Genomic DNA, 23,909 nt, shown 5'->3' with positions numbered 1-23,909 from the left:
TTGAATCAGGCTTGCTGCAGGAAGGTTTTCATCTTCCGCAGCGCGCCCTTGTTGATCTGCGAGACGCGCGCCTCGGTGAGGTCCAGCACCGCGGCGATTTCCTTCAGGCTGGCGTCGAATTCGTAGTAAAGCTGGATGACCTTCTGCTCGCGCTCGTCCAGGCTGGTCAGTGCCTGCTCGATGCTGCGGTTGATCATCAGCTGGGCCTCGGGCGTGCGGCTCTCGCTGGGCAGATTGCTGAGTTCCTGGACCAGCTCGTCGAAGCTGGCCAGCTCCTCGGCCACCTCGGCCTGCTGGTAGGCGGACCAGGCCTGCGGCGTCAGCTTCAGATGCGCGAGAATCTCGGCCTCGCTGGGCTCGTGGCCCAGCTTGCGGGTCAGCGCGCGCAGCGCGTCGCGCACCTTGTGGCTGTCCTGGCGCACCGAGCGCGGCCGCCAGTCCTGGCGCCGCAGTTCGTCGAGGATGGCGCCGCGCACGCGCAACGCGGCAAACGCGCCGAAGGCCTCGTCGGGCTCGCCATAGCGGCGCAGCGCTTCGAGCAGGCCCATCAGGCCGATCTGCTCCATGTCCTCGCGGTCCATCACCGCGCTGGCCTGGGCATTGAGCTGGCGTGCGATGCGCTTGACCAAGGGGGCATACGCGCGCAGCTGGCGCTGCTCGAAGTCGGGCCCCAGGCCGGCATGCGCGGCATGGGCGGCCTGATTCAGCTCGGCGTAGGCGGTGGCTTGCATGGCGCGGTCGGCTGCTCTTACTCGATGATCAGCTTGCCGATCAGGGCTTCGGCAAAGGGCGGCTCGCGCTGCTCGGCCGCATAGTTGGCCTGGTAGGCCTTGTTCAGCTCATCGGCGAACTGCGCCACCGTCATGCCTTGCGCCGTCTCGACCGTGTACTCGGACAGCGCCTTGACCGCGATCGTGCGCAGCAGCGGCAGATGCTCCTTGGCGCGCTTCTCCTGCTCGGGCAGCGCCTTGAACACGACATCGATGGCCATGTAGTGCGAGACCGTCTCGCCGGCACGGCCGCGCAGCATGATCAGCACCTTGTCCAGGGTTACGTATTTGTAGTCGGGCGCCGGTTTGGCCGGTGCTTCGGCGACGGCCTTGCCGGACTTGTCCGGGCTCGGGGCCTTGTTGGCCATGCTCCACCAGACGGCGGCGCCGGCGCCGGCCGCAGCCAGCAGGCCCACCAGGGCCACGATCAGAATCAGTTTGAAATTTTTCATGGGCTTGTCCGTCGGTTCAGGCCGGGGTGTCGGCGGCGTTCAGCGAGCTCGCGAATCCACGGGCGGCAGCCTCGTCCTCATGCAGACCGCGGCCCGGGCGGCGTTGTTGTTCGCGCTGATCCTGGGCGTTTTGCTGGGCCTGCTGCTGGGAGGGCTGCTGCTGCGCATCGCGACCGGCCTGGCGCGCGTCGTCACCGCCGCGTGCGGTCTGCATCACCTGCACCGTCACCTCGCCGCTGTGGCGCTGCACCAGGTCCTGGCGCAGGCCGTCGCTGACCTGATGCAGCTGGCGCGCCACCTCGCCATGGCTGGCGCTCATGCGCACCTGCAGCTCGCCGGCCTGCTGGCGGATCGCGATCTCGACCTGGCCCAGCATCGGCGGGTCCAGCTTGATCACGGCCTGCTCGCTGCGGGCAGCGATCTGCAGCTGCAGCCGGTCGCCCAAGGCCTGCAGCAAGGGCTGCTGCCATTGGGTGGGCTCGCCCTTCAGCACCAGGGCAGGCGCCGGCGTGGGGCCGGCGTCGCCGGTCGGCAGCGCCGCCGCGGCGACGGCCGCCGCCGGCCTGACGCCGTCGATGCCGCTCGGCGCAGGCAGTGTGAGCGCCGCGTCGAAGCCGGCCGACGGCGCACTGTCCGCCGCGCTGCCGGACTTGGCGCCGATGGCGACGGTCGGGAGCGCGGTCAGCAGTGTCGACTCGGCCGCGGCGGCGGAGAGCTTGTCGGGCACCGCGGCAGCGGTCGGAGCGACAGGCAGCGACGGCATGCCGGCCGCCGGCATGGCCGCAGCCTGCGCCGCTATCGGAGGCTGCCACAGGCCCAGGGCCGCCAGCACATGGCTGGACTGGGCCTCCAGAACCGGCTCGGCCGCGCTCGGATCGGTTTCAGTTCCTTGCCCTGCTTCGGCTGTCGGTTCGCCGGCCGCTGCCAGCACGGCGCTGTCTGCGGCGGGCGGGGTCGCAGGCTCTACCGTGGTCGGCAGCGCTGCCGGCTGCTGCTGCAGCAGCGCAACGTCCTGCTGCAGCGCCAGCGTGTTGGCGAAACCGGGCTGGCCCAAGTTCTGGCCGAGCGGCTGGGCCGCGTTGAGCAGCACGCCACCGTTCAGACCCGGCAATAGCGCGGCGCCGGCACCGGTGTTGAGCAAAAGAGTGTTGCTGTTCATGCGCGGGCCTCCTCGTCCTGGGCGCTGTCGGACCAGTTGCTGCTCTCGGCATAGGCCTGCCAGCGGCCTTGGCCGGCACGCATCTGCTCCAGGGTCTGGGCCAGGTTCTGCAACTCGGCCGCGCAATGCAGGCGGGCGTCCTGGTGCTGGCGCTGCAGGGCCTGCAGCGCGCCGCGTTCGGTCGCGCTCCAGCCGGCCACATCGGTCCAGTCGCGCAGCGCCAGGGCCAGCTCGCGATCCAGGCGGGCCAGCGCCTGCCAGTCGCGCGCGCCGCTGGCCTGCTTCAGGCCGCGACCCAGGCGTTCGATCAGTGGCATGCGCTCAGCCATGGCTGTTCGCCTGCACGCCTTGCCAGCCGCTGCGGATATTGGCCAACAGGCCGCTCACCTCGTCGACGATGGCGACATTGAGCTCGACGCCGGCGCGGTACAGGCGCTCGGCGCAGTAGTCATAGAGACGGGCGAGGTTGTGCACCACCTCGCTGCCGGCGTCCACGTCCAGCGCGCTGGACAGGCCGTTGATGATGCTGACGCATTTTTCCAGGCTGCTGGCCTTGAGCTCGTAGCGGCGGGCCTCGATATGGCCGCGGGCGCGGGCCAGTTCATCGATCAGGCCGTCCATCAGGACCAGCACCAGCTGCACCGGCGAAGCCTGGGCGGTCTGGGCCTTGAGATTGACGGCTTGGTAGCTTTGGTAGGCGTCGTAAGTCATCGTTTATGAGTTCGGTAAGCTCAGCGAGCTGAACAGGCTGGTGGTATCGGCCATCTGCGCCTGCACCTGCTGCAAGGCGGTGAACTGCTTCAGATAGCGTTGGTAGGACTGCTCGTACTGGTTGTCGAGCCGGGTCTGGCGTTCGCCGATGGCCTTCTGCTGCGACTGCACCGAGCTCTTGCGCTGCGCGATCTGGCCCGAGACGCTGTTGGTCCACTGATCGACCGCGACGCTGAAAGCCCCCAGCACGCCGCTGCCCGAGCTCAGCGAAGACTTGCCGAACACCTGGTCGAGCGCATCGGGCTTGGTCGCCAGCGTCTTGTTCAGCTTGGCGCTGTCCAGGCTCAGCTGACCGTTGCGGTCGGCGCTGATGCCCAGGTCGCGCAGGGCCAGGCCGCCGAAATCCTGGCGCAGGATGTTGTTCAAGCGGTTGCGCAGCGATCGCACGCCGGCATCGGTGGCGAAAGCGGCCGAGGCGGCGCCGTCCTTGCCGGCGGCGGTCAGCTCGCTGAGGCTTTTCTCCAGCGCGTTGTAGGCATCGACAAAGCTCTTCACCTTGGCCGTCGTCGCGCTCTCGTCCTTGGCCACGGTCAGCACATCGGGTGCGCCGCTGCTCAAGGCCTTCAGCGTGACGCTGACGCCGGGGATGGCCGTCAGCTCATTGCTGCCCTGCTTGATCTGGATGCCCGAGCCCTGGGCTCCCATCCAGACCACCGCATCCTGGGCGGCCGTCAGCTGCAGCTTCTTGGCCGGGTCTTCCAGCGCGCTGCGCAGCGCGCCGGCCGGGATGCCGCTGGTGTCCAGACTGATGGCGCCGCCCTCGCCGCTGACGCCCGAGCTCAGGCTCAGCTGCGACTGGCCGCCGGCCGTGATCACCTGGGCCGTCACCGCGCCGGCATTGCCACTGGCCTGGTTGATCGCACGCGCGAGCTCGACCTGGGACAGGCTGCCATCGTTGTCGGCATCGGCATTGGCCAGATTGACGACGAAATTGCTGCCGTTGGCCAGATTGACCGACATATTCAGCGGCCCTGCGGGCCAGGCCGACACATCCTGGGCCGGCACATCCTTGAAGGCCAGTTGGTGCGAGCTGGCCAGCTTCTCGACGAAGATCTGGTAGCTGCCCGGCAGCGCCGTTGAATCCGCCTTGGCCGTGCCGGTGGCGGTGTTGGCAAAGCCGGCGCTGAGCTGGGCCAGGCCGTTCTTGCCGGTGGTCAGGGCCTTCATCGCCGTGTCGAAGCCCTGCAGCGAGCTTTGCAGCTTGCTCAGCGCGGTCGACGTGGCCTGGCTGGTCTTGTTCTGCGCCGTCAGCAGGCTCTGGGTCTGCTGGGTGTAGGCGGTCGCCAGCTGGGTGGCCAGGGTGGACGGGTCGAAATTAGCCATGACGTGCTCCTGCAAGGTGTTGGGTAGGACTACCTTGCTTCAGGGCGACTCCTTCGCCCTGGCACTTAAATTGCTGAGGGTTTGTCATGCCAGCCCCCGCTGCCAGACCTGGCTGGCCAGATCGTCCTGGAACTTCTGCTGCTGGCGCTCCTCGGCCTGCTGGGCCCGCGAGACGACGCGGCCCAGCAGCTGGCCATAGGCCTCCTGCTTGCGCGCCACGGCCAGCATGGCCTGGCGCTGCACCGCCATATCGGCCTCGTGCAGGGCCAGGTCCTGGCGCTGCTGTTCGGCCCATTGCAGCACCGCCTGCTTGTAGGCGGCGCTGTTGGCCGCGAGGCTGGGCACGGCCGCGCCGGTCGGGCCGATCTGCTGGCTCAGCTGCTCCAGCCGCGTCACCATCGCCGCCTGGCGGTCGCGCAGCTGCTGCTTGGCGGCCAGCTGGGCCTGGTGCTGCTCCAGCTCGCGCTCGCGCAGCTCGATCAGGCGACTCAGGCTGTTTTGCATCGGTGCCTTGCTCATGCCAGCAACTCCTCCAGCTGCTGCAAGGTCTCGGCCAGCGGCGCCGCCTCGTTGACACCCTGGTGCAGAAAGGCCTCGATGCGCGGGAACAGCGTCACCGCCCGGTCGGTCAGCGGGTCGGCGCCGGGCACATAGGCGCCCAGCGGCATCAGCTCGCGCACCTGCTCGTAGCGGGCGGCCAGCTGCTTGAGCAGGCGGGCGGCCTGCTGGTGAGGCTTGGCGGCCACCAGGGCCATGCAGCGGCTGATCGACTGCGAGATGTCGATGGCCGGGTAGTGGCCGCGCTCGGCCAGCGCGCGCGACAGCACGATGTGGCCGTCGAGAATGGCGCGGGCCGTGTCGACCACCGGGTCCTGCTGGTCGTCGCCCTCGGCCAGCACCGTGTAGATCGCGCTCATGCTGCCGCGGTCGTGCTCGCCGTTGCCGGCGCTCTCGACCAGCTCGGGCAGCAGGCTGAAGACCGAAGGCGGATAGCCGCGCGTGGCCGGCGGCTCGCCCAGCGCCAGCGCCACCTCGCGGCGGGCCATCGCATAGCGGGTCAGCGAGTCCACCAGCAGCAGCACATGCTGGCCCTGGTCGCGGTAGTGGGCGGCAATCGTGTGGCACAGCTCGGTGGCACGCAGCCGCATCAGCGGCGACTCGTCGGCGGGTGCCACGACGACCACGGCGCGCGCCAGGCCGGCCGGGCCCAGCGACATGTCGATGAACTCGCGCACCTCGCGGCCGCGCTCGCCGATCAGGCCCACCACCACCACGTCGGCGACGGTCTGGCGCGTGATCAGGCCCAGCAAGACGCTCTTGCCGACGCCCGAGCCGGCCATCAGGCCGACCCGCTGGCCGCGGCCCAGCGTCAACATGCTGTTGATCGCGCGCACGCCGACGTCCAGCGGCTCATGCACCGGTGTCTTCTTCAGCGGGTTGACCTTGGGCGGCTGGGCCGGCAGCGGGTGTTCGCCGCCGAGCCGGCCGAGGCCGTCGATAGGCTCGCCCAGGCCGTTGACGATGCGACCCAGCCACGAGGGGCCAATCATCAGGCTGCGGCTCTCGGGCGCCGGCAGCACGCGGGCGCCGGTGGAGAGGCCGTCGGGCTTCTTGAAGGGCATCAGATAGGAGACCTGGTCGCGGAAACCGACCACCTGGGCCGCGATCCACTCGCCGTCGGCGCCCTCGATCATGCAGCGCTGGCCGGTGCGCAGCGCGCAGCCCGAGCTCTCCAGCAGCAGGCCGGAGGCGCCGACCAGACGGCCGGTGGGCGTGGCCACCGGCACGGTGTCCAGCTCGACACGGCGCAGCGCGGCGGCGATCATGCGCGCTGCTCCTGTGATTCGTCATGCGGCTGCTCGATCATCTGCGTCTTGACCTGCTCCATGCAGGCGGCCAGGCGCTGGCGGCAGCCGGCATCGGCCTCGCGGCCGCCGGCGTGCAGACGGCATTCGCCGCTTTCCAGCTTCGGGTCGGGCAGCAGGCTCCAGGCCTGGGCGCGCTCGGGCGCCAGCTCGCTGATGCGGCGCAGGTCTTCGGGGTTCAGGAACACCTCGACCCCGTCGCGGGCGATCGGCATGCTGGCCAGGGTTTCGTCAACCAGGGCCAGCAGCTGCGAAGGCTGCAGGGTCAGCTCGGCGCGGATGACCTGGCGGGCCACCTTCTCGACCAGCTCGACCACTTCCTTGCGGGCCGCCGCCTGCAGCTCGATCTGCAGCGCCTGCAGCTCGCTGAACAAGGCATCGACCGGCGCGGCCAGATGCTCGAAACGCTCGGTCACCTCGCGCCGTCCCTGGGCCAGTCCCTGCTCGCGGCCCTGGGCCTGGGCCTCTTCGCTGCCGGCCTGCAAACCGCTGGCATAGCCTTCCTCGTAGCCCTTGGACAGGCCCTCCTGGAAGCCCTCGGCCAGCGCGGCCTGCAGCTGCGCCGGCGAGCTCTGCTCGACCTCGCGCCGCGCATGCAGCTGGGCCAGCGGCGGAAAGCGGTGCGGACGCAGGACCGGCTTCATTCGACGGTGGCCTCGGCAAACAGCTGGACCTGGATCTCGCCGGCGTCGACCAGGGCCTTGACCTGGGCCATCACCTCGTTGCGGGCGGCTTCGGCGCGCGAGCGCGGCACCGGGCCGCTGCGGCGTATCAGGTCCTCGAAGCTCTGGGCCTGGCGGCGCGGCATCGCGGCCAGGATGGCATCGCGCACGGCCGGCTCGGCCCCCTTCAGCGCCACGGCCCACAGCTCCAGCGGCACTTCCTCGATCACGCGGGTCAGCACCGTCTCGCTCTGGCGCGACAGGATGAAGAAGTCATACATGCTGACCTCGATCTCGTTGACCACCTCGGGGTCATGGGCGCGCAAGAGCTCGACCATCTGCTGGCGCTCGCTCGGCAGGCGGTTCAGGATCTCGGCCGCCTGCTTGACGCCCTCGACGCTGGCGCCCTGCTGGCCCAGGCCCATCAGGCAGCGCTCGACCAGCTCTTCGAGCTCACCCAGCAACTCGGCATCGACCTCGGACAGGCGCGCCACATTCAGCAGCACCAGATCGCGCCCCTGCTCGGGCAGCGCCGCGATCACATCGCTGGCCTGGGTCGAAGGCAGGAAAGCCAGGAACACGGCCTGCATGCGCACATGCTCGCGGGCGATATGGTCGGCCAGCCATTTCGGCGAGGCCCATTGCAGGCGCTGCATCTTGGGCCGGATCGCCTCGCCGTAGATGCTGTTGAGCACGCTGGTGGCGATATCGCCGCCCAGCGCCAGGTCCAGCGAGCGCTTCAGATAGCTGCGCGAGGCGCCGTGCACACCGCTTTGCTCGCGATAGTCATCGAAGAAATGCTGGATCGCGGTCTTGACCCAGTCGACCTTGATGCCGCTCATGCGCGACATCACCTGGGTGACGTCCAGCAGTTCTTCGCGCGACAGGCAGCGCAGCACGGCCGAAGCCGGCTCCTCGCCCATGCTCAGCAAGACGATGGCGGCCTGCTCGACCGGGGTCAGGCCGGCGGCCGTGGTGGCGGGGATGAAATCAGTCATTGCGGACATTCTTCTTTTGCACCCATTGCTTCACCACCTCGGCAACACGCTCCGGCTCCTTGGCCGCCAGCACCTTCAGGTGGTCCACCAACACATCCACCGGCGAGCCGGGGGGCGGCAGTTCATAGTTCTCCAGCAGCGGCACGACCGACATGGTCTTGGGCTCGGCAGCGGTATCGGCATCCGGGGCCGGCAGAGCGCCAGCGGCGCGCTCGGCCGTGGCGGCCAGTGCGGCAGGCTCCAGCGGGGTCAGCGCCGTCGTGCCGCCTGCGGCAGCGGTGGCGGGCGCCAGCCGGGCCTGGGCCAGGCGCAGCAGCGGGCGCGCCAGCAGCAGATAGCCCAGCAGCGCGGCCAGTGCGTAGGCCAGCCAGCCACTGAAGTCCAGAATCGTGTCGCGCTGCTGATACCAGGGTTCGGGCAGCGCCGGGGTCGGAAAGCTCATCGGCGAGACGGTCAGCTTGTCGCCGCGCTCGGTGTTCACGCCCAGGCCGCTGACCAGCAGCTTCTCGACCTTGGCGATCTCGTCCGGGGTCCAGGTCTTGCCTGCACCGGCCGGGCCGGGCGCGGCCGCATTGTTCAGCAGCACCGCCACATTCAGGCGCGCCAGCCGGCCGCGGCTGCGCTTGATCTGGGTGATGTTGCGGTCGTAGGCGTACTGGCGTGTCGCGGCGTTCTTGCGCGCGGTGCCGACATTGGCCTCGGGCTCCGAGGCGGCCGGGTCCGCCGCGTTGACGGGCCGGTTGCTCAGCGAGCCGGGAATGCCCAGCGCGATGCGCTCGCGGTCCTGCTCCTCGCGCATCGCCTCGTTGGTCAGCTTGGGTGCATCACCATACTGCTCGCGGGTTTCCTGGATGCGGTCGTTGTCAACCTCGGCGGTGACCGAGAGGCGGTAGTTGTCTTCGCCCAGCACCGGCGCCAGCAGATCGCGCACATTGCGGCGCACCTCGTCCTGGTAGCGCTTGGCCGCCTCGTTGCCCTGGTTGGCCTCGAAGCCTTCGCTCAGATCGACACGGGCCGACAGCAGATTGCCGGCCTGGTCGACCAGGCTGACGCGCGCCGGGTCCAGGCTGGCGACACTGCCCGACACCATATTGATGACGGCGGCGATCTGCTCGTTGCTGAGCGTGCGGCCGGGCTTGAGCGCCAGCACCACCGAGGCCGAGCTCTTCTGGCCGTCGCTCAGCACAAAGGAGGAGGACTTGGCGATCGACAGGTGCACGCGCGCGCTGTCGACCCCGTCCAGTGTCAGCATGCTCTGCGCCAGCTCGCCCTCGAGGCCGCGGCGAAAGCGCACGTCCTGGACGAACTGGCTGACGCCCAGCGGATCGTTGCGGTCCATCAGCTCCAGGCCGGCCGGCAGCTTGGCGACCACGCCCTTGGCGGCCAGCAGCATGCGCACCCGACCCAGCGCGCTGTCGGGCACCAGCACCTGGCCGGTGTCGGGATGCAGGCGGTAGGCGATCTGCTCGGCATCCAGCACCGCCAGCATCTCGGCGGTGGCGACGCGCTCGCGCTGGCCGAACACCGGCTTGTACGAGGCCTGATCGCGCCACATCAGCATCAGCGCCAAGGCGGTACCGGCCACGGCCAGGGCCAGCACGGGCGCCATGCCCTTGGCCAGGCCGGCAGGCAAGGCGGGGCGTGAGTTCCAGGCCGGGCCCAGGCGGGCCATCAGGGGTTTGAGCATGGTGGTGTGCGTGTTTGTTCTTGGCAGGTGGCGGTGGCGGTCTGCGCGTTCAGAGCTGCAGCTTGATCAGCTCGTCGACCGCGCCGACCACCTTGTTGCGGACCTGCATCAGCATCGAGAAGGACAGGCTGGCGTTCTGGCTGGCCAGCATCGCGCCGACCAGGTCATCGCTCTCGCCGTTCTCGACCGCCGTCATGCGGGCCGCCGCATCCTGGTCCTTGCTGTCGACCTGGCGCAGCGCCAGTTCCATGCTGTGGGCAAAGCCCTGGCCGTCGGCCTCGCCCGGGCCCGAGGCCAGGCGCAGGGCGTCCTGCTCGATGCGGGCCAGTTCGGACTGCAGCGAACCCAGACTGCTGGCGGCGCTTGAAGTGACAGACATCGATCAATCCTTGGGCAATGCGGCAAGCGCGCGGCGCTTACCGACGTGTTCAGGCCTTGCCTCGAAAACCAAGGCAGCAAAATATTCAGGTATTACCGAGTGGCCGGATCAAACCGGCATGCCGCAACCGGCTACGCCTCAGTCAGGATTCAGATGAAACAATTTTGATACCCCCTGCGTTGGCATTCGCTCGGCACTTTCCGGTATTCATATCGGGCTGCCTGTTATGGAGCGAAAGCTTAGATTGATATCGGCCGCGCGACCCGGAAATAAAGGGTCGACACGCCGGCATATTCATTGGATGTCCGCATCATCTGGTTATGGTCCGATAACCATCGATGGTTTGTGCGAATACTGGAGAAAATGCCTGAGCCAATGCTCGCACCACGGCCGAGCCGGCGCGGCGACGCCGTGCCTGGTGCTGCAGCTGGGGAGAAGAGGTGTGTCGCTTGCTCATGGTTGCATCGTCCCGTGAAGGTCTAGCAGGCAAGCCCTGGCGAACGCCATCGAGGTCACAACAGACTGCGGTGGCAGCCCGGCAGGCATGAAGTCATGCCCTGCCCCATGCATAGCACATGGGGCGGCTCCACGCAGCGCGTGGAGCGAGCAGACTCAGGTCTGGCAACCCCGCTATCGTTTCCCTGGGTTGGAGAACCCGTGGGTGGTAGACCGGAGGCTTTGCGACCCCGGCTTTCGCTCGGGTGTGCCCTGATGAGACAAACTGTATCCCGGCAGGCGACCTGCCCACAAGGGTTTTCTGGGGGGTGAGCCAAGGCCGGCGCAAGGCACGTGACAAAGTGCACGCCAGGCGCACGAAACGGGCCGACTCAAGCCAGCGAGCGCGGCGCCGAAAATACCGATGTTGCGTCGCAGCACTAGTATGGTGCGAACTGCAGACCTGTCACGCAGCCGTCATATTTCCAAGCGGCGCTCCGGATTCAGGCGACCGCCGCCATGGCAAACTTAAATAGCGCGTCGCTCGCGTGAATTCTTGGCGCGATATGCGCTCTTGACATACCTTTGAAAGCGCTGCAGGCAGGCAGTTTCAATAGAATCGCGCCAGTAGTATTTACGATTTAGGCAGACTCAGCCTCCTAGCCATTCGTCAGCTCAAAAAGCTCGCCGCAACCCCTGTTGCCCACCCCCATACGAAGCCCCAGCGATGAATCCTCAACCACCGCGCGCCTCACCGCGCCCCAGCCCCCAGCCGCTGGACCCGCGCACGCTGGGCCGCCCCGTGCACCTGCTGCCGCGCTTCGCCGAGCAGCTGGGCGAGGCGCTGGGCGAGCTGTTCCTCGGCCATAACCGCCGTTACCGCGCCCAGTACGAGATCGGTGCGATCAGCATCAAGCCGATGGGCCCCGAAGCGGTCGCCGGGCGCTGGATGGTGGGCGAGGCCGAGCATGGCCGCGTCGCCTGTCTGGCCGAGCGCGCCCTGGTGCTGAACCTGATGGCGCATCGCTACGGCAATGCCGGCGCCGGCAGCAGCGAGCCGCCGGCCGAAACCGCCACCGAGGAGCGCATGCTGAGCTGGCTGTGCCTGCAATCGCTGCAGTGCGCGCTGCGTCTGATCGGCGAGCCCGCCGAAACCGTCGCTGCGCCGGCCTTGCAGCCCAGCCTGCAGCCCCAGCTCAGTGCCGGCTCCTGGTTCATCCAGATCACCGTGCGCGAGCTCGGCCAGGGGCTGCAGAGCCAGCTGCTGCTGGCACTGGACCCGCTCTATATCGGCAAGCTGCTGAAGCGGCTCGGCCAGACCCTGCCGCAGCCCCCCAGGGCCGACACGCAGCAGCTCGCCAAGCAACTCAAGCTCAAGCTCGAAGCCCGGCTGCTGGAGCAGACCCTGCCGCTGGGCGAGCTGCTGGACCTGCGCCCCGGCGACCTGATCCCGGTGCGGCTGAAGAGCACCGATGTGCTGGTCGACGGCGCCCTCCTCTTCACGGCCTCGGTGGCCGAACACCAGGGCAAGCTGTGCCTGACCTCTTTCGTTGACGCGGAATGACCATGAACGACAACCAAGCTATCGACGCCTTGCTGAACGATTTCCCCGAGCAAGACCTGGCCCTGCCCAACGAGGTGCCGGCCGAACCGGCCCGGCCGGCGCGGGATCTGCCCAAGCTGATGCGCAAGATCCCGGTGACGCTGACCCTGGAGGTCGGCGAGGCCAAGCTTTCCTTGCACGACCTGGCCCATCTGCAGGCCGACAGCGTGGTCGAGCTGAACACGCTGGCCGGCGAGCCGCTGACCATCAAGGTCAACGGCACCGCCATCGGCCGTGCCGAGGTGGTGGTGTCGGGCGAGAACTACGGGCTGAAGATCATCGAGATCGCCGGCCTGGATCTGGACCAGCTCGGCTCATGAAGCTGCTGCGCGGCCTGGCCGCCTCGGTCCTGGGCACCGGTCTGGCCCTGCTGCACCACCCCGCGCTGGCACAGACGCTGAAGATCACCGGCGCCGCGCCCGGCGGGGCGGCCAACGAGTTCACCGTCAAGACCCAGGTCCTGATCATCATGACACTGCTCGGGCTGCTGCCCGTGCTGGTGCTGATGATGACCAGCTTCACCCGCTTCATCATCGTGCTGTCGCTGCTGCGCCAGGCCCTGGGCCTGCAGCAGGGCCTGCCGAACCGCCTGATCACCGGCGTCGCGCTGATACTGACCATCCTGGTGATGCGCCCGGTCGGCGAGCAGATCTGGGAGAAGGCGCTGGTGCCTTATGACGCCGAGAAGATCACCCTGATGCAGGCGCTGAAGATCGCCGAGGCCCCGCTGTCGCGCTTCATGCTGGCGCAGACCAACAAGAGTTCGCTGGCCCAGATCGCCAAGCTGGCCGGCGAAGAAGGCGTGGCCAAGCCCGAGGACCATGGCTTCACCGTCAAGCTGGCGGCCTTTGTGCTGTCCGAGCTGAAGACCGCCTTCCAGATCGGCTGCATGCTCTTCATCCCCTTTCTCGTGATCGACCTGGTCGTGGCCTCGGTGCTGATGGCCATGGGCATGATGATGCTCAGCCCGCTGGTGATTTCGCTGCCGCTGAAGCTCCTGCTGTTCGTGCTGGTGGATGGCTGGACCCTGACCGTCAACACCTTGGTGACCAGCGTGAGGGTCATAGGATGACACCGGAAGTCGCGGTTGACCTGCTCAACGAATGCCTGAACATGGTGATGCTGCTGGTCGCGCTGACGGTGGTGCCCAGCCTGATCGTCGGCCTGCTGGTCAGCCTGTTCCAGGCCGCCACCCAGATCAATGAGCAGACCCTGAGCTTTCTGCCCAAGATGCTCGTGACCCTGCTGGTGATAGGCCTGGCCGGGCGCTGGATGGTCGGCTACCTGATGGACTTCTGCGTCTCGATCTTCGAGCGCGCGGCCACCCTGGTTGGCTGAGGGGGCGTCCCATGGAGCTTGAGTTTGCCCAGCTTGTGACCCTGCTGAGCGCGCTGTGGTGGCCGTTCTGCCGGGTCATGGCCATGCTCAGCGCGGCGCCGATGATCGGTGAGGCCATGGTGCCGATCAGCGCGCGGGTGCTGCTGTCGCTGGCGCTGGCCGTCGTGCTGATGCCGATCTCGCAGGCCACCGCGCTGAGCGTCGATCCCTGGTCGATGGCCGGCGTGCTGGCTGCCGCCGAGCAGGCGCTGCTGGGTTTCGTGCTGGGCCTGGCCTTCCATCTGGCGATGGCGGTGATCACCGTGCTGGGCTTCTTGCTGTCCTCGCAGCTGGGCCTGTCGATGGCGGTGATGAACGACCCGATGAACGGCTCGTCCTCCGATGTCATCACCGCGCTGCTGAGCATGTTGTGCATGCTGGTGTTCTTCACCGTCGACGGCCACCTGCTCTTCGTCCAGGTGCTGGGCGGCAGCTTCAAGGTCTGGCCGGTCGGTTCCGGCATCGCCGGGCTCAATATGGACACGGTGGCCTACAACCTGGCCTGGGTGTTCTCCGCCGCGCTGCTGCTGGCGCTGCCGGTGATCTTCTCGACCCTGGTGGTGCAGATGGGCCTGGGCCTGCTGAACCGCGTCGCGCCCAGCCTGAACCTGTTCTCACTGGGCTTCTCGCTGGTGACCTTGTTCGGCCTCTTCATGCTGAGCCAGATCCTGGCCCATGTGCCGGCCCACTATCTGCGCATGACCCAGCAGGTGCTGGACATGATTGACCGCGGCCTGAAGTCGGGGGCCGGCCATGTCTGAGTCCAGCAGCGCCGACAAGAGCGAAAAGCCCTCAGAACAGAAGCTGAAGAAGGCTCGCGAGCAGGGCCAGGTCGCACGCTCCAAGGATCTGCCGATGGCGGTGGGCATTCTGCTGAGCTTCAAGCTGCTGCTGCTGTGCATGCCCATGTACCTGGACGATTTCGACATGCTGTTCAAGCTGGCCTTCGCGCCGCTGGACCTGGACGGCGCGCAGGACAATGTCTGGTCGGCCGCCTTCGGCGCCTGCCTGCTGCTGCTGCTGAAGATGGTGGCCCCGCTGCTGCTGCTGCCGCTGACGCTGATGCTGGCCTCGCTGATGCCCGGCGGCCTGATCTTCGCCACCTCCAACTGGGCGCCCAAGCTGAGCCGGCTCAGCCCGGTCAGCAATCTGGGCCGGCTCTTCAGCGCCAAGCACTACAGCGATCTGGGCATCTCGATACTGAAGGTGATCTGCCTGCTCAGCGCCCTGGTCTATCTGAGCCGCAGCCTGGCCGGCGCCTATGTCGCGCTGCAGGGCCAGAGCCTGGATCAGGCCCTGATCCATGGCGCCGCGCTGAGCATGGACAGCCTGATGGTGATGGCCGCCCTGCTGGCCATGTTCGCACTGCTGGACGCGCCGCTGCAGCTCTTCTTCTTCCTGAAGGGCCAGCGCATGAGCAAGCAGGACCTGAAGGAAGAACACAAGCAGAACGAGGGCCGGCCCGAGGTGCGCCAGCGCATCCGCCAGCTGCAGCAGCAGCTGGCGCGGCGCGGCGTGCGCCAGGCCGTGCCCGAGGCCGATGTCGTGATCGTCAACCCCGAGCATTACGCGGTGGCGCTGCGTTACGACGACAAGCGCGCCGAGGCTCCCTTCCTGCTCGCCAAGGGCGTCGACGAGATGGCCTTCTACATCCGCGAGATCGCCAAGCAGCACCAGGTGCAGATCCTGACCTTGCCGCCGCTGGCCCGCGCGATCTACAACAGTTCCCAGGTGCAGCAGCAGATTCCCGCCTCGCTGTACCAGGCCGTCGCCCAGGTGCTGAGCTATGTGATGCAGCTCAAGGCCTTCAGGTCGGGCGCGCGCAAGAGCGCGCCCCATTTGCCCGCCGACCTGGCGGTGCCCACTCATTTGTCTGACCCCTCATGAATCCCATGCAACGCCTGAGCGCCCTGATGCGCGAGTACCGCGTCGCCGCGCCGCTGTTCCTGATGGCCATCCTGGCCATGGTGATACTGCCGCTGCCGCCGGTGCTGCTGGACGTGCTGTTCACGTTCAACATTGTGCTGGCCATCGTCGTGATACTGGTCAGTGTCAACAGCAAGCGCCCGCTGGACTTCGCGGTCTTCCCCAGCATCATCCTGGCGACCACGCTGATGCGGCTGTCGCTGAACGTGGCTTCGACCCGCGTCGTGCTGCTGCATGGCCACGAGGGCACGCATGCGGCCGGCCAGGTGATCGAGAGCTTCGGCAATGTCGTGATCGGCGGCAACTTCGTCGTCGGCATCGTCGTCTTCGTGATCCTGATGGTGGTGAACTTCATCGTCGTCACCAAGGGTGCGGAGCGCATCTCCGAGGTTTCGGCCCGCTTCACCTTGGACGCCCTGCCCGGCAAGCAGATGGCGATCGACGCCGACCTGAACGCCGGCCTGATCAACCAGGAGCAGGCGCAGAAGCGCCGCAAGGATGTCGGCTCGGAGGCCGACTTCTATGGCGCGATGGACGGCGCCAGCAAGTTCGTGCGCGGCGACGCGATCGCATCGATCCTGATCCTGATCATCAATATGGTCGGCGGCGTCGCGATCGGCGCCTTCATGCACGATCTGAGCCTGGGTGATGCCTTCCGCACCTATGCGCTGCTGACCATCGGCGACGGCCTGGTCTCCCAGATCCCGGCGCTGCTGCTGTCGGCTGCGGCGGCCATCATCGTCACCCGCGTCAGCGACGCCGGCGACATGGAAAACCAGATCGGCGAGCAACTGCTGGCCTCGCCGACCGTGCTCTACAGCGCGGCCGCGGTGATGGTGGCCCTGGCCGTGATCCCGGGCATGCCCACCTTCGCCTTCCTGAGCTTTGCCGCCGCGCTGGCCTATGTGGGCTGGCGCATGGCCCAACGCGCCGGCGAGGCGATCAAACCGGCCGCGCCCATCGAGGCGGCGCTGCTGACCGGTGCGCCACCCGAGCTGGACTGGCGCGCGCTGCCGGTGGTCGAGCCGCTGTCGGTCAGCCTGGGCTACAAGCTGGTCGGCCTGATCAACCCCGAGAACGGCGCCCCGCTGCAGCAGCGCGTCAAGGGCATGCGCCAAAGCCTCAGCGAGACCCTGGGCCTGCTGCTGCCGCCGATCTCGGTGCGCGACGATCTCTCGCTCAAGCCCAGCCAGTACGCGGTGCTGCTGGGCGGCAGCGTGATCGCCCAGGCCGAGGTCCATCCCGACCGGCTGATGGCGATCGCCTCGGCCCAGGTCTATGGCGAACTCGACGGCGTGCCCGGTGCCGACCCGGCCTACGGCCTGCCGGTGATCTGGATCGAGCCGCAGCACAAGGCCCATGCGCTGGGCCTGGGCTACCAGGTGGTCGACGTGCCCAGCACGATTGCCACCCACCTCTCCAAGCTGGTGCGCGAGCAACTGCCCGAGCTGCTGCGCTTCGACGATGTCTCGGCGCTGCTGGAACGCCTGAGCGCGCTGAGCCCGAAGCTGGCCGCCGCGCTGGACAAGGCCTATGGCCACAGCCAGCTGCTGAAGATCCTGCGCCTGCTGCTGGCCGAGAGCGTGTCGATCAAGGACATCGTCAGCATCGCCAGCACCCTGGTCGAGAACGCCGAGGCCACCAAGGACGCTATCCTGCTGGCCGCCGAGGTGCGCTGCGCGCTGAAGCGCCAGATCGTGACCCAGCTGTGCGGCCCGGTCGGGGCCATGCGCGTCTTCAATATCGGCGCCGAGCTCGAGAACCTGCTGCTGGGCGCGCTGAACCAGGCCCGCCAGGGCGGCGCCAAGGTGCAGCTCGACAGCTATCCGGTCGACCCGCAGCTGCTGGGCCAGCTGCAGCAGCACATGCCGATGGCGCGCGACCAGATGAAGGGCCAGGGCGCCGCCCCGGTGCTGCTGGTGATGCCGCAGATCCGCCCGCTGCTGGCGCGCTATGCCAAGCTGTTCGCGCCCGGCCTGGCCGTGCTGTCCTACAACGAAGTGCCCGAGCAGCGCGAGATCGCGGTGATCGGCTCGCTAGGCTGAGCTGTTCGGCGCATCCGCATGCTGCAGCACCCAGACGATCTCGGCGGCGGCCCGGAACAGCGGGCCGCTGGAGCCCTGCGCGCCATGGAGCGTCTGGGTGCCGGCGCGGGGCGCGTTGACCGCGATCAGCCGGCTGCTCAGCTGGCAGTGGCGCAGTGCCAGCGGCACGCCCGCCAGTGCCGCCGCGATGCGCGGCATCAGCGCGCGCAAGGCCTGAAGGGTGGGCGGCTTCTCCGCCGACAGCTGCAGCCACAGGCCTTGCTGCCATTTCAGCAGCAGCTGAACCCAGCCGCCCTGCAAGCTCAGCTGCACCGTCAGCGCCAGCACGCCATCGCCGGCTTCCGCAGGCTCGCCGGCCTCGTCGCCGCCGTCCGGCAGCCAGCCCTGCGGTGGCGCCTGGATCAGGCGCAGCAACAAGGCCTGGGCATTCCAGCCCAGCACCTGGGTCGGCGGCAGCTGCAAGCCCTGTGTCTGCGCCGGTTCGGCGACCGGGCCGGGCAGACCCAAGCGCGAGGCATCGGCCAGCACCCGGCTGCGCCACTGCATGGCCAAGGCCGCCGGGCTCAGCGAGGAGGGCAGGCGCAGCTGCAGCTGCCAGGCCTGATCGCTGCGCAGCGCGGCCATCTCGCCCTCGGCGGTGGCGCTATCGCCGGCCGGGCGCTGCGGCCGGTGTTCGATCAGGGCCAGCTCCAGCTTGGGCTGGGTGGACAGCACCCGCAACAGCAGCTGGTCACCGGGCATCGCCGTGCCTGGCGGCAGGCGCAGCAGCAAGCCGCTGCCGTGCTGCCCCAGCAGCTGCCCTTGGGCGTCCTGCTCGACCAGCAGACGCAGCAGCTCGCCGACCTGGCGCGGCGGCATCGCCGTGTCGGCATGCCAGCTCAGCACCGGGCGAATGGTGCTGATGGCGGCGACGGCGGCAATGGCGGAGTTGGGCAGCGTCATCTGGGTGTCCTGTACCCCATTAAAGGCGACCTGGATCGCCAAACAATTAAACGCCGGCTCCCGCCGGACCTCAAACCCATCCCTGTCGAGACGCTATGAGCGCCCTGCCCGCCATCCATATCTGCCTGATCCACCCACCCGGCTATGCTCATGGCGACGCCTTGCTGGACCCGGCCATCTACTTCCAGTTCCAGTTCCAGCGCTTCGGTGCCGAGGTCAGCATGGAACGCAACCAGCTGCGCCATGGCGCGGTCAACCTGGTGTTCGGTGCCCATCTGGGTTTTGACATCCGGCTGTGCCAGGCCTACAGCTGCATCTTCGTCAATCTGGAGCAGCTCGGCCGCGAGGGCGCGCGCCTGCCGGCCGCCTATCTGCAGCTGCTGCGCAACTCGGCGGTGATCGACTACGACCCGGCCAATCCGCCGCAGTGCAGCGACTATCCGGACGACATCCCGATCACCTCCTTCCAGTACGCGCCCTATATGGCGCAGGACGATGTCGCGCCGCTGGAACAGCGGCCTATCGATCTGCTGTTCTTCGGCAGCATGAACGAGCGCCGCGCCGGCTTGCTCAAGCGCATCGAGGCCTGCGGCCGCCGGGTGATGGTGGCGCCCTTCCCGCTCTACGGCGCCGAGCGCGACGCGCTGATCCGCGAGGCCAAGGCCGTCGTCAATGTGCCCTTCTACGAGAGCGCCCGCTTCGAGCAGGTGCGGGCCTTTCTGTGCCAGTCGCTGGGCACGCCGGTACTGTCCGAGCGGCGTGCGGCAAGCCAGCCGCCGGCCGCCTATGAGGACAGCATCGGCTGGTTCGACGAGCAGGACCTCGAGCGCCTGTTCGGTCAGGACTTCGGCACGCCGGACTTCTACGCCAGGCTTTACGCCCAGCTCGAGCGCTTCAGGCAGACCGACCCGGTGGAGCAGTATGCCGATGCGCTGGGCTTCGCGGCCGGCTTGTGGCAGGTGCACAGCCAGGGCGCCATCGGCCAGACCGCCCAGGACCTGGCGCTGGGTTTTGGCGCGGCGCCGGGCGGTGCGGCCCCGCTGCTGCCGAACCGCCCGGGCCGCAAGCCGGCACCGCTGTTCCAGTACCTGGACGATGCCGCCGACAAGGCCGGCCGCCAGATCGACGCCGGCCGCCACGACGAGGCGCTGAACATCATCGCGCTGGCCGTGCACCAGCATTTCTGTCTGCCCGGCGTGGCCCACCATGGGCTCTACTACCCCGATTTCGACCGCCAGATCGAGCGCCTGACGCGCGCGCTGGGCACCAAGCCCGGCGCTGCATCATCGCGCGCCGAGCCGGCCGATGTGACGCTGATCGTCGCGACCGAGCTGTTCCAGGTCGGCGGCCATACCAAGGTGCTGGAAGATATCGCCCGCGCGGTCAAGCGGCCGGTCATCGTGCTGACCGATCTGTTCTCGACCTACCAGAATGACGGACCCAAGATGCGCTGGATACGCGAGCGCTTCGAGGGCATCGAGGTGATCTGCCTGTCCGAGCCCACGCTCTGGGACAAGAGCCGCGCGCTGGCCCGCATCGCCGCCGGCCTGCCGCTGGCCCAGATCGTCTATCTGCAGCATCACCAGGACCCGGTCGCCTTTGTCGGCACGCTGTGGCACCCCAGCGCCGGCAAGACCCTGATCCACCACTGCGACCACAACCCCAGCCTGGGCTGCACGCTGGCCGGCGTGGCCCATGCCGACCTGTCCGAGATGCTGGCCCAGACCTGCGGCGGCCAGCTCGAGCAGCCGGTCCAGCTGCTGCCACTCTATGTCGCCGACCAGGGCTGCCGCCCGCTGCCCGCCGCCGGCCAGCGCCGCTCGGTGGTCACCTCGGGCCGGCCGGGCAAGTTCGTGCAGACCGGCGAGTTCGCGCTGCACAAGATCGTCACTGCCGCGCTGAGCGCGGTCGACGGCGAGTTCTATTTCATCGGCCCGCTGGACGACAGCTGGATTGCCTTTGTGCGCAGCCAGCTGCGGGCGCAGCACATCGACCCGGCCCGCTTCGTGCCGCTGGGTCTGGTGCCCTCGCTGTGGCAAGCCCTGCTGGCGCTGCCGGACGCCGCCTTCTACATCGGCTCGGCGCCGGTGGGCGGCGGACGCGCGGCGATCGAGGCCCAGGGCGCCGGCCTGCCGGTGCTGTTCTTCTCCGGCATGGAGGCCGGCTCCCTGGTCGAGAACTTCAGCGTCTACGCCGGGCGCGAGCTGGGCTGGGCCGGCCCGGAGCAACTGGCGGCGCTGCTGCGCGAGCACAGCGCCGCCGCCGCAGCGCCGGCGCAGCAGGCGCGCGCCTACTACGACGCGCAATTCTCCTGGCCGCAGTTCCGCCGCCAGCTCGAGGCGCTGCTGGGCGCAGCGGCGATGGCCTGAGGACGCGACGGCCGGGGCGGCCCGGTCCGGTTCAGGCGGCGCTCAGCGGCGCGGGCGCCAGCCCGGCCTCGTGGCGCTCCCACATGCGCAGCAGCAAGGCCTCGAAGTCACGGGTGTAGCGGCGGCTGTCGAACAGCGGCAGGCGCATGCGCTGCTCGCGCAGATGGGCCTGGGCGGCGCGCAGCTCGTCCAGCCCGGTCAGCAGACTGACCGCCTTGTCGACATAGGCTTGCGGGCTGGCGCAGACAAAGTCCGGCAGCTCGCAGGCCTGCACCAGGCTGGCGGCGACGCGGGAAGCAAAGGTCTCGCCCGGCACGGTCAGCACCGGCACGCCGGCCCACAAGGCCTCGCTGGCCGTGGTGTGGGCGTTGCAAGGCCAGGTGTCGAGCACCAGGTCGGCACATTGCAGCCGGGCCAGATTGTCATTGCTGCCGATCAGCGGCGAGAACAGCAAGCGGCTCGCATCGATGCCGCGTGCGACCATCTCCTTGCTCAGATTGCGCTGGGCGGCCTCGTTCCAGGCCAGCAGCCACAGCACGGCCTGGGGCACGGATTTCAGGATCTGGGCCCACAGATCGGCCATCTCGGCCGTGATCTTGTAGCTCTGATTGAAGCAGCTCAGCACCAGGGCGTCCTCGGGCAGGCCCAGCAGCGCGCGCGGCGGCTTGGTCGGCAGCGCGCGGCGGCTGTCGTTGGGCTGGTAGCTGTGCGGCATCTGGGCGATGCGCTCGCTATAGCTCGGCGCATGGGCCAGCGGCGTGACGGCCGCATCACCGACCACATAGTCGATGAAGGCCGCGCCGGTCGAGCCCGGATAGCCCAGATAGCTCACCTGCACCGGCGCCGGGCGGTAGCCCAGGATGTGCATGCGGCTGTTGTGCGTATGGCCCTTCAGGTCAATGACGATGTCGATATCGTCCTCGCGCATCAGGCGCGCGACCTCGACATCGGCCAGGCTCTTGACGCTGCGGAAATGGTCGGCCGCGGCACGCAGGCGCAGCTGCTCGGGTGAGCCGTCCTCGGGGCTGTGGCAGTACAGAAAGACCTCGAAGCGCTCGCGATCACGGAGCTCCAGCAGCTCGGTCATCAGGATGGCCGTCGCATGCATGAAGAAGTCGGACGACAGATAGCCGATGCGCAGCCGCCCCGGCCGGCGCGCGCCGCGCGGCGCCAGCGGCTCGATCGAGCGGCCCAGCGCGGCGCAGCGCAGCTGCCCGACCCGCAGCTGCTGCTGCGCGCTGCTCTCCAGCGCCAGCAGCGTGAACGGGGCAATCTCCAGCACCGCCGCATCGCTGCCCTGGGACAGCTCGTCGAGCATGGTGTTCTTGTGGCGCTGCAGCTGGGGCCAGTCGCAGATCAGGGCGAGCTGGAACACCAGGCGCGACAGCGCCAGCGCGCGCACATCGGGACGCACGTTCTGGGCCGTCAGCACCGCGGTCTCGAAACAGACGGCGGCCTGGCTGGCCATGTTCAGGTCCTTGAGCACCAGGCCCAGCTGGAAATGGGCCAGGCTGTTCTTGATATTGAGCTGCAGGGCCTGGGTCAGCAGCGGCACGGCCTCGGCCATGCGCGGCGTGAACAGCAGCGCCTCGGCCTGCATCATCAGCAATTCCTCGTCGCGCGGCACCTGGGCGGGCAAGCGGGCACAGGCCGCCAGCAGCTCGTCGCTGCGGCCGCGCTTGCGCAGGCATTCGGCCAGCAGCTTGACCGCGGCCAGGCTGTGGGGCTCGAGCTCGACCAGGCGTTCGGCGCTTTGCTGGGCGCCGGCCAGATCGTTCATCGCCATCTGGGCCTGCACCATCGACAGCCACAGCTGGCTGTCCTTGGGCAGCTGGTGAAGGGCGCGCCCGAACTCGCGCGCGGCATCGCTCCACTGCTGGCGCGTCATCGCGCGGTGGCCGGCCTCACGGTACTGCTTGGCCCTGAGGGTCTGCTGGAAACTGCTCATGCGATCCCGTCCTGCGCGTGCGCGTTGTTGACGCGAAATTCTAGAAAGATCCGGACCGACTCCGGCCGAGGCAGGCCTTGCTGACGTGCGGCTTGTCACGCCGACCCCATAAAAAAAGCCAGGCACAAGCCTGGCTTTCGATGCGGCGGTGCGCGGACCGCCGCCGTCACGGCAACTGCGGCAATTACTGCAGCAGCGACATGACCATGCCGGACATGCTGTTGCTCTGCTTGAGCATCGACGACGAGGCTTGCATCAGCATCTGCTTGGTCGTCATGTTGGAGGTCTCCGTCGCGTAGTCGACGTCCATGATGCGGCCCTTGGCTTGCGACACATTGGTCTTCATGTTCTGCAAGTTGTTGTAGACGTGGTCCAGGCGGTTGGCACCGGCGCCCAGCTCGGCGCGCAGTGCACCGATCTTGTCCAGCATCGTGTTGGCATTGGTGATGGCCGTCGTGGCGGTGCCGGCGGTCGACACATTGCCGCCGGTCAGCGTGGCTTGAGCGCCGGTCGCGGCGGACAGCGAGGCCGACGAATTGAAGGCATAGACCTCGGCAGCGTCCGAACCGATCTGGAACGAGGCGGCTGCGGCCAGCGTCGCACCGGCGCCGCTGAACAGAGCCTGGCCACCGAACTTGGTGTTGGACATGATGTTGTTCAGCTCGGAGCTCAGCGCCTGGAACTCCTTGTCCATCGCGGTCTTGTCGTCGGCGTTGGAGGTGGCGTTCGAGGCTTCCGTGGCCAGGTCCTTCATGCGCAGCACGATGTTGCTGACTTCATTCAGAGCGCCTTCGGCGGTCTGCAGCATCGAGATGCCGTTTTGCGTGTTGCGCTGGGCCACGGCCATGCCGCGGGTCTGGGCGTTCAGGCGGGTGGCGATCTGCAGGCCGGCGGCATCGTCCATCGCGGAGTTGACGCGCAGGCCGGTGCCCAGACGGCTCATCGAGGTGGTCAGGGCGCGTTGGGTGCTGCCCAGCGAGCTTTGGGTGGACAGGGCGGCGGCGTTGGTGTGCAGGCTCAACATGATGTTTTCACTCCAGAAGAAGGGTTGTGTCTTCGTTGGCGGGCAGGAACTTCTGCCCTCACCGGTACAAGGCGGCAGCCGCGCCGGCGGACTTAAATCGCTGAAGCAAAAAAAGCGAAACCCGCCAAAGCGGGCTTCGCTGCGCGACTTTGTTCACACAAAGCCGCCCATGGG

At 68.1% G+C, this 23,909-nt stretch carries 23 protein-coding genes and 1 riboswitch; of the genes, 8 read left to right on the top strand and 15 right to left on the bottom strand.

Annotation, left to right across the window (positions count from 1 at the left end):
• Window positions 1–5 precede the first annotated feature (5 nt).
• The 12 genes from ABGI63_RS20375 to fliE all read right to left on the bottom strand — a co-directional run bounded on the left by ABGI63_RS20375 (window position 6) and on the right by fliE (window position 10,066).
• Window positions 6–731, bottom strand: coding sequence for a FliA/WhiG family RNA polymerase sigma factor (locus ABGI63_RS20375; protein ID WP_349744277.1), 726 nt, complete (start codon window positions 729–731; stop codon window positions 6–8).
• 17 nt (window positions 732–748) lie between these two features.
• On the bottom strand, window positions 749–1,222 hold the full coding sequence (locus ABGI63_RS20370; RefSeq protein ID WP_137943418.1) for a flagellar basal body-associated FliL family protein: 474 nt from the start codon (window positions 1,220–1,222) through the stop codon (window positions 749–751).
• Window positions 1,223–1,238: 16 nt separating this feature from the next.
• Window positions 1,239–2,381, bottom strand: a complete 1,143-nt coding sequence (locus ABGI63_RS20365; RefSeq protein WP_349744276.1) for a flagellar hook-length control protein FliK — start codon at window positions 2,379–2,381, stop codon at window positions 1,239–1,241.
• On the bottom strand, window positions 2,378–2,698 hold the full coding sequence (locus ABGI63_RS20360) for a hypothetical protein (protein WP_349744275.1): 321 nt from the start codon (window positions 2,696–2,698) through the stop codon (window positions 2,378–2,380). Before ABGI63_RS20360 ends, ABGI63_RS20365 begins: the two co-directional genes overlap by 4 nt.
• Before the next feature lie 4 nt (window positions 2,699–2,702).
• Window positions 2,703–3,092, bottom strand: a complete 390-nt coding sequence (gene fliS, locus ABGI63_RS20355; protein ID WP_349744274.1) for a flagellar export chaperone FliS — start codon at window positions 3,090–3,092, stop codon at window positions 2,703–2,705.
• A 3-nt stretch (window positions 3,093–3,095) separates the two neighbouring features.
• The gene (gene fliD, locus ABGI63_RS20350) at window positions 3,096–4,475 is read right to left on the bottom strand and encodes a flagellar filament capping protein FliD (protein WP_349744273.1); all 1,380 of its coding nucleotides are present in this window, start codon (window positions 4,473–4,475) and stop codon (window positions 3,096–3,098) included.
• Between the two features lie 84 nt (window positions 4,476–4,559).
• The gene (locus tag ABGI63_RS20345; protein ID WP_349744272.1) at window positions 4,560–4,994 is read right to left on the bottom strand and encodes a flagellar FliJ family protein; all 435 of its coding nucleotides are present in this window, start codon (window positions 4,992–4,994) and stop codon (window positions 4,560–4,562) included.
• Window positions 4,991–6,301 (bottom strand): flagellar protein export ATPase FliI, encoded by a 1,311-nt coding sequence (fliI, locus tag ABGI63_RS20340; RefSeq protein WP_349744271.1) that lies wholly within the window; start codon window positions 6,299–6,301, stop codon window positions 4,991–4,993. The genes ABGI63_RS20345 and fliI overlap by 4 nt, the downstream gene beginning before the upstream one ends.
• Entirely contained in the window at window positions 6,298–6,984 is a 687-nt protein-coding gene (fliH, locus tag ABGI63_RS20335) for a flagellar assembly protein FliH (RefSeq protein WP_349744269.1), read from the bottom strand. Before fliH ends, fliI begins: the two co-directional genes overlap by 4 nt.
• The gene (locus ABGI63_RS20330) at window positions 6,981–8,000 is read right to left on the bottom strand and encodes a FliG C-terminal domain-containing protein (RefSeq protein WP_262972882.1); all 1,020 of its coding nucleotides are present in this window, start codon (window positions 7,998–8,000) and stop codon (window positions 6,981–6,983) included. The genes fliH and ABGI63_RS20330 overlap by 4 nt, the downstream gene beginning before the upstream one ends.
• The gene (gene fliF, locus ABGI63_RS20325; protein WP_349744267.1) at window positions 7,993–9,687 is read right to left on the bottom strand and encodes a flagellar basal-body MS-ring/collar protein FliF; all 1,695 of its coding nucleotides are present in this window, start codon (window positions 9,685–9,687) and stop codon (window positions 7,993–7,995) included. The genes ABGI63_RS20330 and fliF overlap by 8 nt, the downstream gene beginning before the upstream one ends.
• Window positions 9,688–9,736: 49 nt before the next feature.
• Entirely contained in the window at window positions 9,737–10,066 is a 330-nt protein-coding gene (gene fliE, locus ABGI63_RS20320) for a flagellar hook-basal body complex protein FliE (RefSeq protein WP_269841515.1), read from the bottom strand.
• Window positions 10,067–10,683: 617 nt separating this feature from the next.
• Window positions 10,684–10,784, bottom strand: a riboswitch (cyclic di-GMP riboswitch).
• Window positions 10,785–11,228: 444 nt separating this feature from the next.
• On the opposite strand from fliE, the gene ABGI63_RS20315 reads away from it, so the two are divergent.
• The 7 genes from ABGI63_RS20315 to ABGI63_RS20285 are packed head-to-tail and all read left to right on the top strand — an operon-like array spanning window position 11,229 to window position 17,452.
• Window positions 11,229–12,065 carry a FliM/FliN family flagellar motor switch protein gene (locus ABGI63_RS20315; RefSeq protein ID WP_349744265.1) on the top strand — a complete coding sequence of 279 codons (837 nt, stop codon included), beginning with the start codon at window positions 11,229–11,231 and terminating at the stop codon, window positions 12,063–12,065.
• The gene (fliN, locus tag ABGI63_RS20310; RefSeq protein WP_272647304.1) at window positions 12,062–12,424 is read left to right on the top strand and encodes a flagellar motor switch protein FliN; all 363 of its coding nucleotides are present in this window, start codon (window positions 12,062–12,064) and stop codon (window positions 12,422–12,424) included. Before ABGI63_RS20315 ends, fliN begins: the two co-directional genes overlap by 4 nt.
• Window positions 12,421–13,176: a flagellar type III secretion system pore protein FliP gene (gene fliP, locus ABGI63_RS20305; protein WP_349744264.1), complete on the top strand. Its 756-nt coding sequence runs from the start codon at window positions 12,421–12,423 to the stop codon at window positions 13,174–13,176. Before fliN ends, fliP begins: the two co-directional genes overlap by 4 nt.
• Window positions 13,173–13,442, top strand: coding sequence for a flagellar biosynthesis protein FliQ (gene fliQ, locus ABGI63_RS20300; RefSeq protein ID WP_137943431.1), 270 nt, complete (start codon window positions 13,173–13,175; stop codon window positions 13,440–13,442). Before fliP ends, fliQ begins: the two co-directional genes overlap by 4 nt.
• Window positions 13,443–13,453: 11 nt before the next feature.
• Window positions 13,454–14,242 carry a flagellar biosynthetic protein FliR gene (gene fliR / locus ABGI63_RS20295; protein ID WP_349744263.1) on the top strand — a complete coding sequence of 263 codons (789 nt, stop codon included), beginning with the start codon at window positions 13,454–13,456 and terminating at the stop codon, window positions 14,240–14,242.
• Window positions 14,235–15,368, top strand: coding sequence for a flagellar type III secretion system protein FlhB (flhB, locus tag ABGI63_RS20290; RefSeq protein WP_349744262.1), 1,134 nt, complete (start codon window positions 14,235–14,237; stop codon window positions 15,366–15,368). Before fliR ends, flhB begins: the two co-directional genes overlap by 8 nt.
• Window positions 15,365–17,452, top strand: coding sequence for a flagellar biosynthesis protein FlhA (locus ABGI63_RS20285; protein WP_349744261.1), 2,088 nt, complete (start codon window positions 15,365–15,367; stop codon window positions 17,450–17,452). The genes flhB and ABGI63_RS20285 overlap by 4 nt, the downstream gene beginning before the upstream one ends.
• On the opposite strand, the gene ABGI63_RS20280 is transcribed toward ABGI63_RS20285, so the two are convergent.
• On the bottom strand, window positions 17,444–18,394 hold the full coding sequence (locus ABGI63_RS20280) for a hypothetical protein (protein WP_349744260.1): 951 nt from the start codon (window positions 18,392–18,394) through the stop codon (window positions 17,444–17,446). The genes ABGI63_RS20285 and ABGI63_RS20280 overlap by 9 nt on opposite strands.
• Before the next feature lie 95 nt (window positions 18,395–18,489).
• Here ABGI63_RS20280 and ABGI63_RS20275 point away from each other — a divergent pair, with 95 nt between their 5' ends.
• Entirely contained in the window at window positions 18,490–20,763 is a 2,274-nt protein-coding gene (locus ABGI63_RS20275) for a hypothetical protein (protein ID WP_349744259.1), read from the top strand.
• Between the two features lie 31 nt (window positions 20,764–20,794).
• On the opposite strand, the gene ABGI63_RS20270 is transcribed toward ABGI63_RS20275, so the two are convergent.
• Both ABGI63_RS20270 and ABGI63_RS20265 read right to left on the bottom strand, forming a co-directional pair.
• A complete protein-coding gene (locus ABGI63_RS20270; RefSeq protein WP_349744258.1) occupies window positions 20,795–22,711 on the bottom strand; it encodes an O-linked N-acetylglucosamine transferase, SPINDLY family protein in 1,917 nt (638 codons plus the stop codon).
• A gap of 184 nt (window positions 22,712–22,895) precedes the next feature.
• Window positions 22,896–23,735 (bottom strand): flagellin N-terminal helical domain-containing protein, encoded by an 840-nt coding sequence (locus ABGI63_RS20265; RefSeq protein WP_349744257.1) that lies wholly within the window; start codon window positions 23,733–23,735, stop codon window positions 22,896–22,898.
• Between the last annotated feature and the right edge of the window lie 174 nt (window positions 23,736–23,909).

It is taken from the genome of Roseateles cavernae (genome assembly GCF_040187885.1).
In the GTDB taxonomy this organism is placed as follows: domain Bacteria; phylum Pseudomonadota; class Gammaproteobacteria; order Burkholderiales; family Burkholderiaceae_C; genus Roseateles_E; species Roseateles_E cavernae.
Note: the sequence above shows the minus strand (reverse complement) of the source record. Positions and strands in the feature narration are given on the sequence as shown.

Excerpts from the sequence above, each read along its gene's own strand:
- ABGI63_RS20365 (WP_349744276.1), bottom strand. The coding sequence starts at position 2,381 with ATGAACAGCAACACTCTTTTGCTCAACACCGGTGCCGGCGCCGCGCTA.
- fliD (WP_349744273.1), bottom strand. The coding sequence starts at position 4,475 with ATGGCTAATTTCGACCCGTCCACCCTGGCCACCCAGCTGGCGACCGCC.
- fliH (WP_349744269.1), bottom strand. The coding sequence starts at position 6,984 with ATGAAGCCGGTCCTGCGTCCGCACCGCTTTCCGCCGCTGGCCCAGCTG.
- fliF (WP_349744267.1), bottom strand. The coding sequence starts at position 9,687 with ATGCTCAAACCCCTGATGGCCCGCCTGGGCCCGGCCTGGAACTCACGC.
- ABGI63_RS20375 (WP_349744277.1), bottom strand. The coding sequence starts at position 731 with ATGCAAGCCACCGCCTACGCCGAGCTGAATCAGGCCGCCCATGCCGCG.
- ABGI63_RS20275 (WP_349744259.1), top strand. The coding sequence starts at position 18,490 with ATGAGCGCCCTGCCCGCCATCCATATCTGCCTGATCCACCCACCCGGC.
- ABGI63_RS20270 (WP_349744258.1), bottom strand. The coding sequence starts at position 22,711 with ATGAGCAGTTTCCAGCAGACCCTCAGGGCCAAGCAGTACCGTGAGGCC.
- fliS (WP_349744274.1), bottom strand. The coding sequence starts at position 3,092 with ATGACTTACGACGCCTACCAAAGCTACCAAGCCGTCAATCTCAAGGCC.
- fliR (WP_349744263.1), top strand. The coding sequence starts at position 13,454 with ATGGAGCTTGAGTTTGCCCAGCTTGTGACCCTGCTGAGCGCGCTGTGG.
- ABGI63_RS20345 (WP_349744272.1), bottom strand. The coding sequence starts at position 4,994 with ATGAGCAAGGCACCGATGCAAAACAGCCTGAGTCGCCTGATCGAGCTG.
- flhB (WP_349744262.1), top strand. The coding sequence starts at position 14,235 with ATGTCTGAGTCCAGCAGCGCCGACAAGAGCGAAAAGCCCTCAGAACAG.
- ABGI63_RS20360 (WP_349744275.1), bottom strand. The coding sequence starts at position 2,698 with ATGCCACTGATCGAACGCCTGGGTCGCGGCCTGAAGCAGGCCAGCGGC.
- ABGI63_RS20280 (WP_349744260.1), bottom strand. The coding sequence starts at position 18,394 with ATGACGCTGCCCAACTCCGCCATTGCCGCCGTCGCCGCCATCAGCACC.
- fliI (WP_349744271.1), bottom strand. The coding sequence starts at position 6,301 with ATGATCGCCGCCGCGCTGCGCCGTGTCGAGCTGGACACCGTGCCGGTG.
- ABGI63_RS20285 (WP_349744261.1), top strand. The coding sequence starts at position 15,365 with ATGAATCCCATGCAACGCCTGAGCGCCCTGATGCGCGAGTACCGCGTC.
- fliP (WP_349744264.1), top strand. The coding sequence starts at position 12,421 with ATGAAGCTGCTGCGCGGCCTGGCCGCCTCGGTCCTGGGCACCGGTCTG.
- ABGI63_RS20315 (WP_349744265.1), top strand. The coding sequence starts at position 11,229 with ATGAATCCTCAACCACCGCGCGCCTCACCGCGCCCCAGCCCCCAGCCG.
- fliE (WP_269841515.1), bottom strand. The coding sequence starts at position 10,066 with ATGTCTGTCACTTCAAGCGCCGCCAGCAGTCTGGGTTCGCTGCAGTCC.
- ABGI63_RS20265 (WP_349744257.1), bottom strand. The coding sequence starts at position 23,735 with ATGTTGAGCCTGCACACCAACGCCGCCGCCCTGTCCACCCAAAGCTCG.
- fliN (WP_272647304.1), top strand. The coding sequence starts at position 12,062 with ATGACCATGAACGACAACCAAGCTATCGACGCCTTGCTGAACGATTTC.
- fliQ (WP_137943431.1), top strand. The coding sequence starts at position 13,173 with ATGACACCGGAAGTCGCGGTTGACCTGCTCAACGAATGCCTGAACATG.
- ABGI63_RS20330 (WP_262972882.1), bottom strand. The coding sequence starts at position 8,000 with ATGACTGATTTCATCCCCGCCACCACGGCCGCCGGCCTGACCCCGGTC.
- ABGI63_RS20370 (WP_137943418.1), bottom strand. The coding sequence starts at position 1,222 with ATGAAAAATTTCAAACTGATTCTGATCGTGGCCCTGGTGGGCCTGCTG.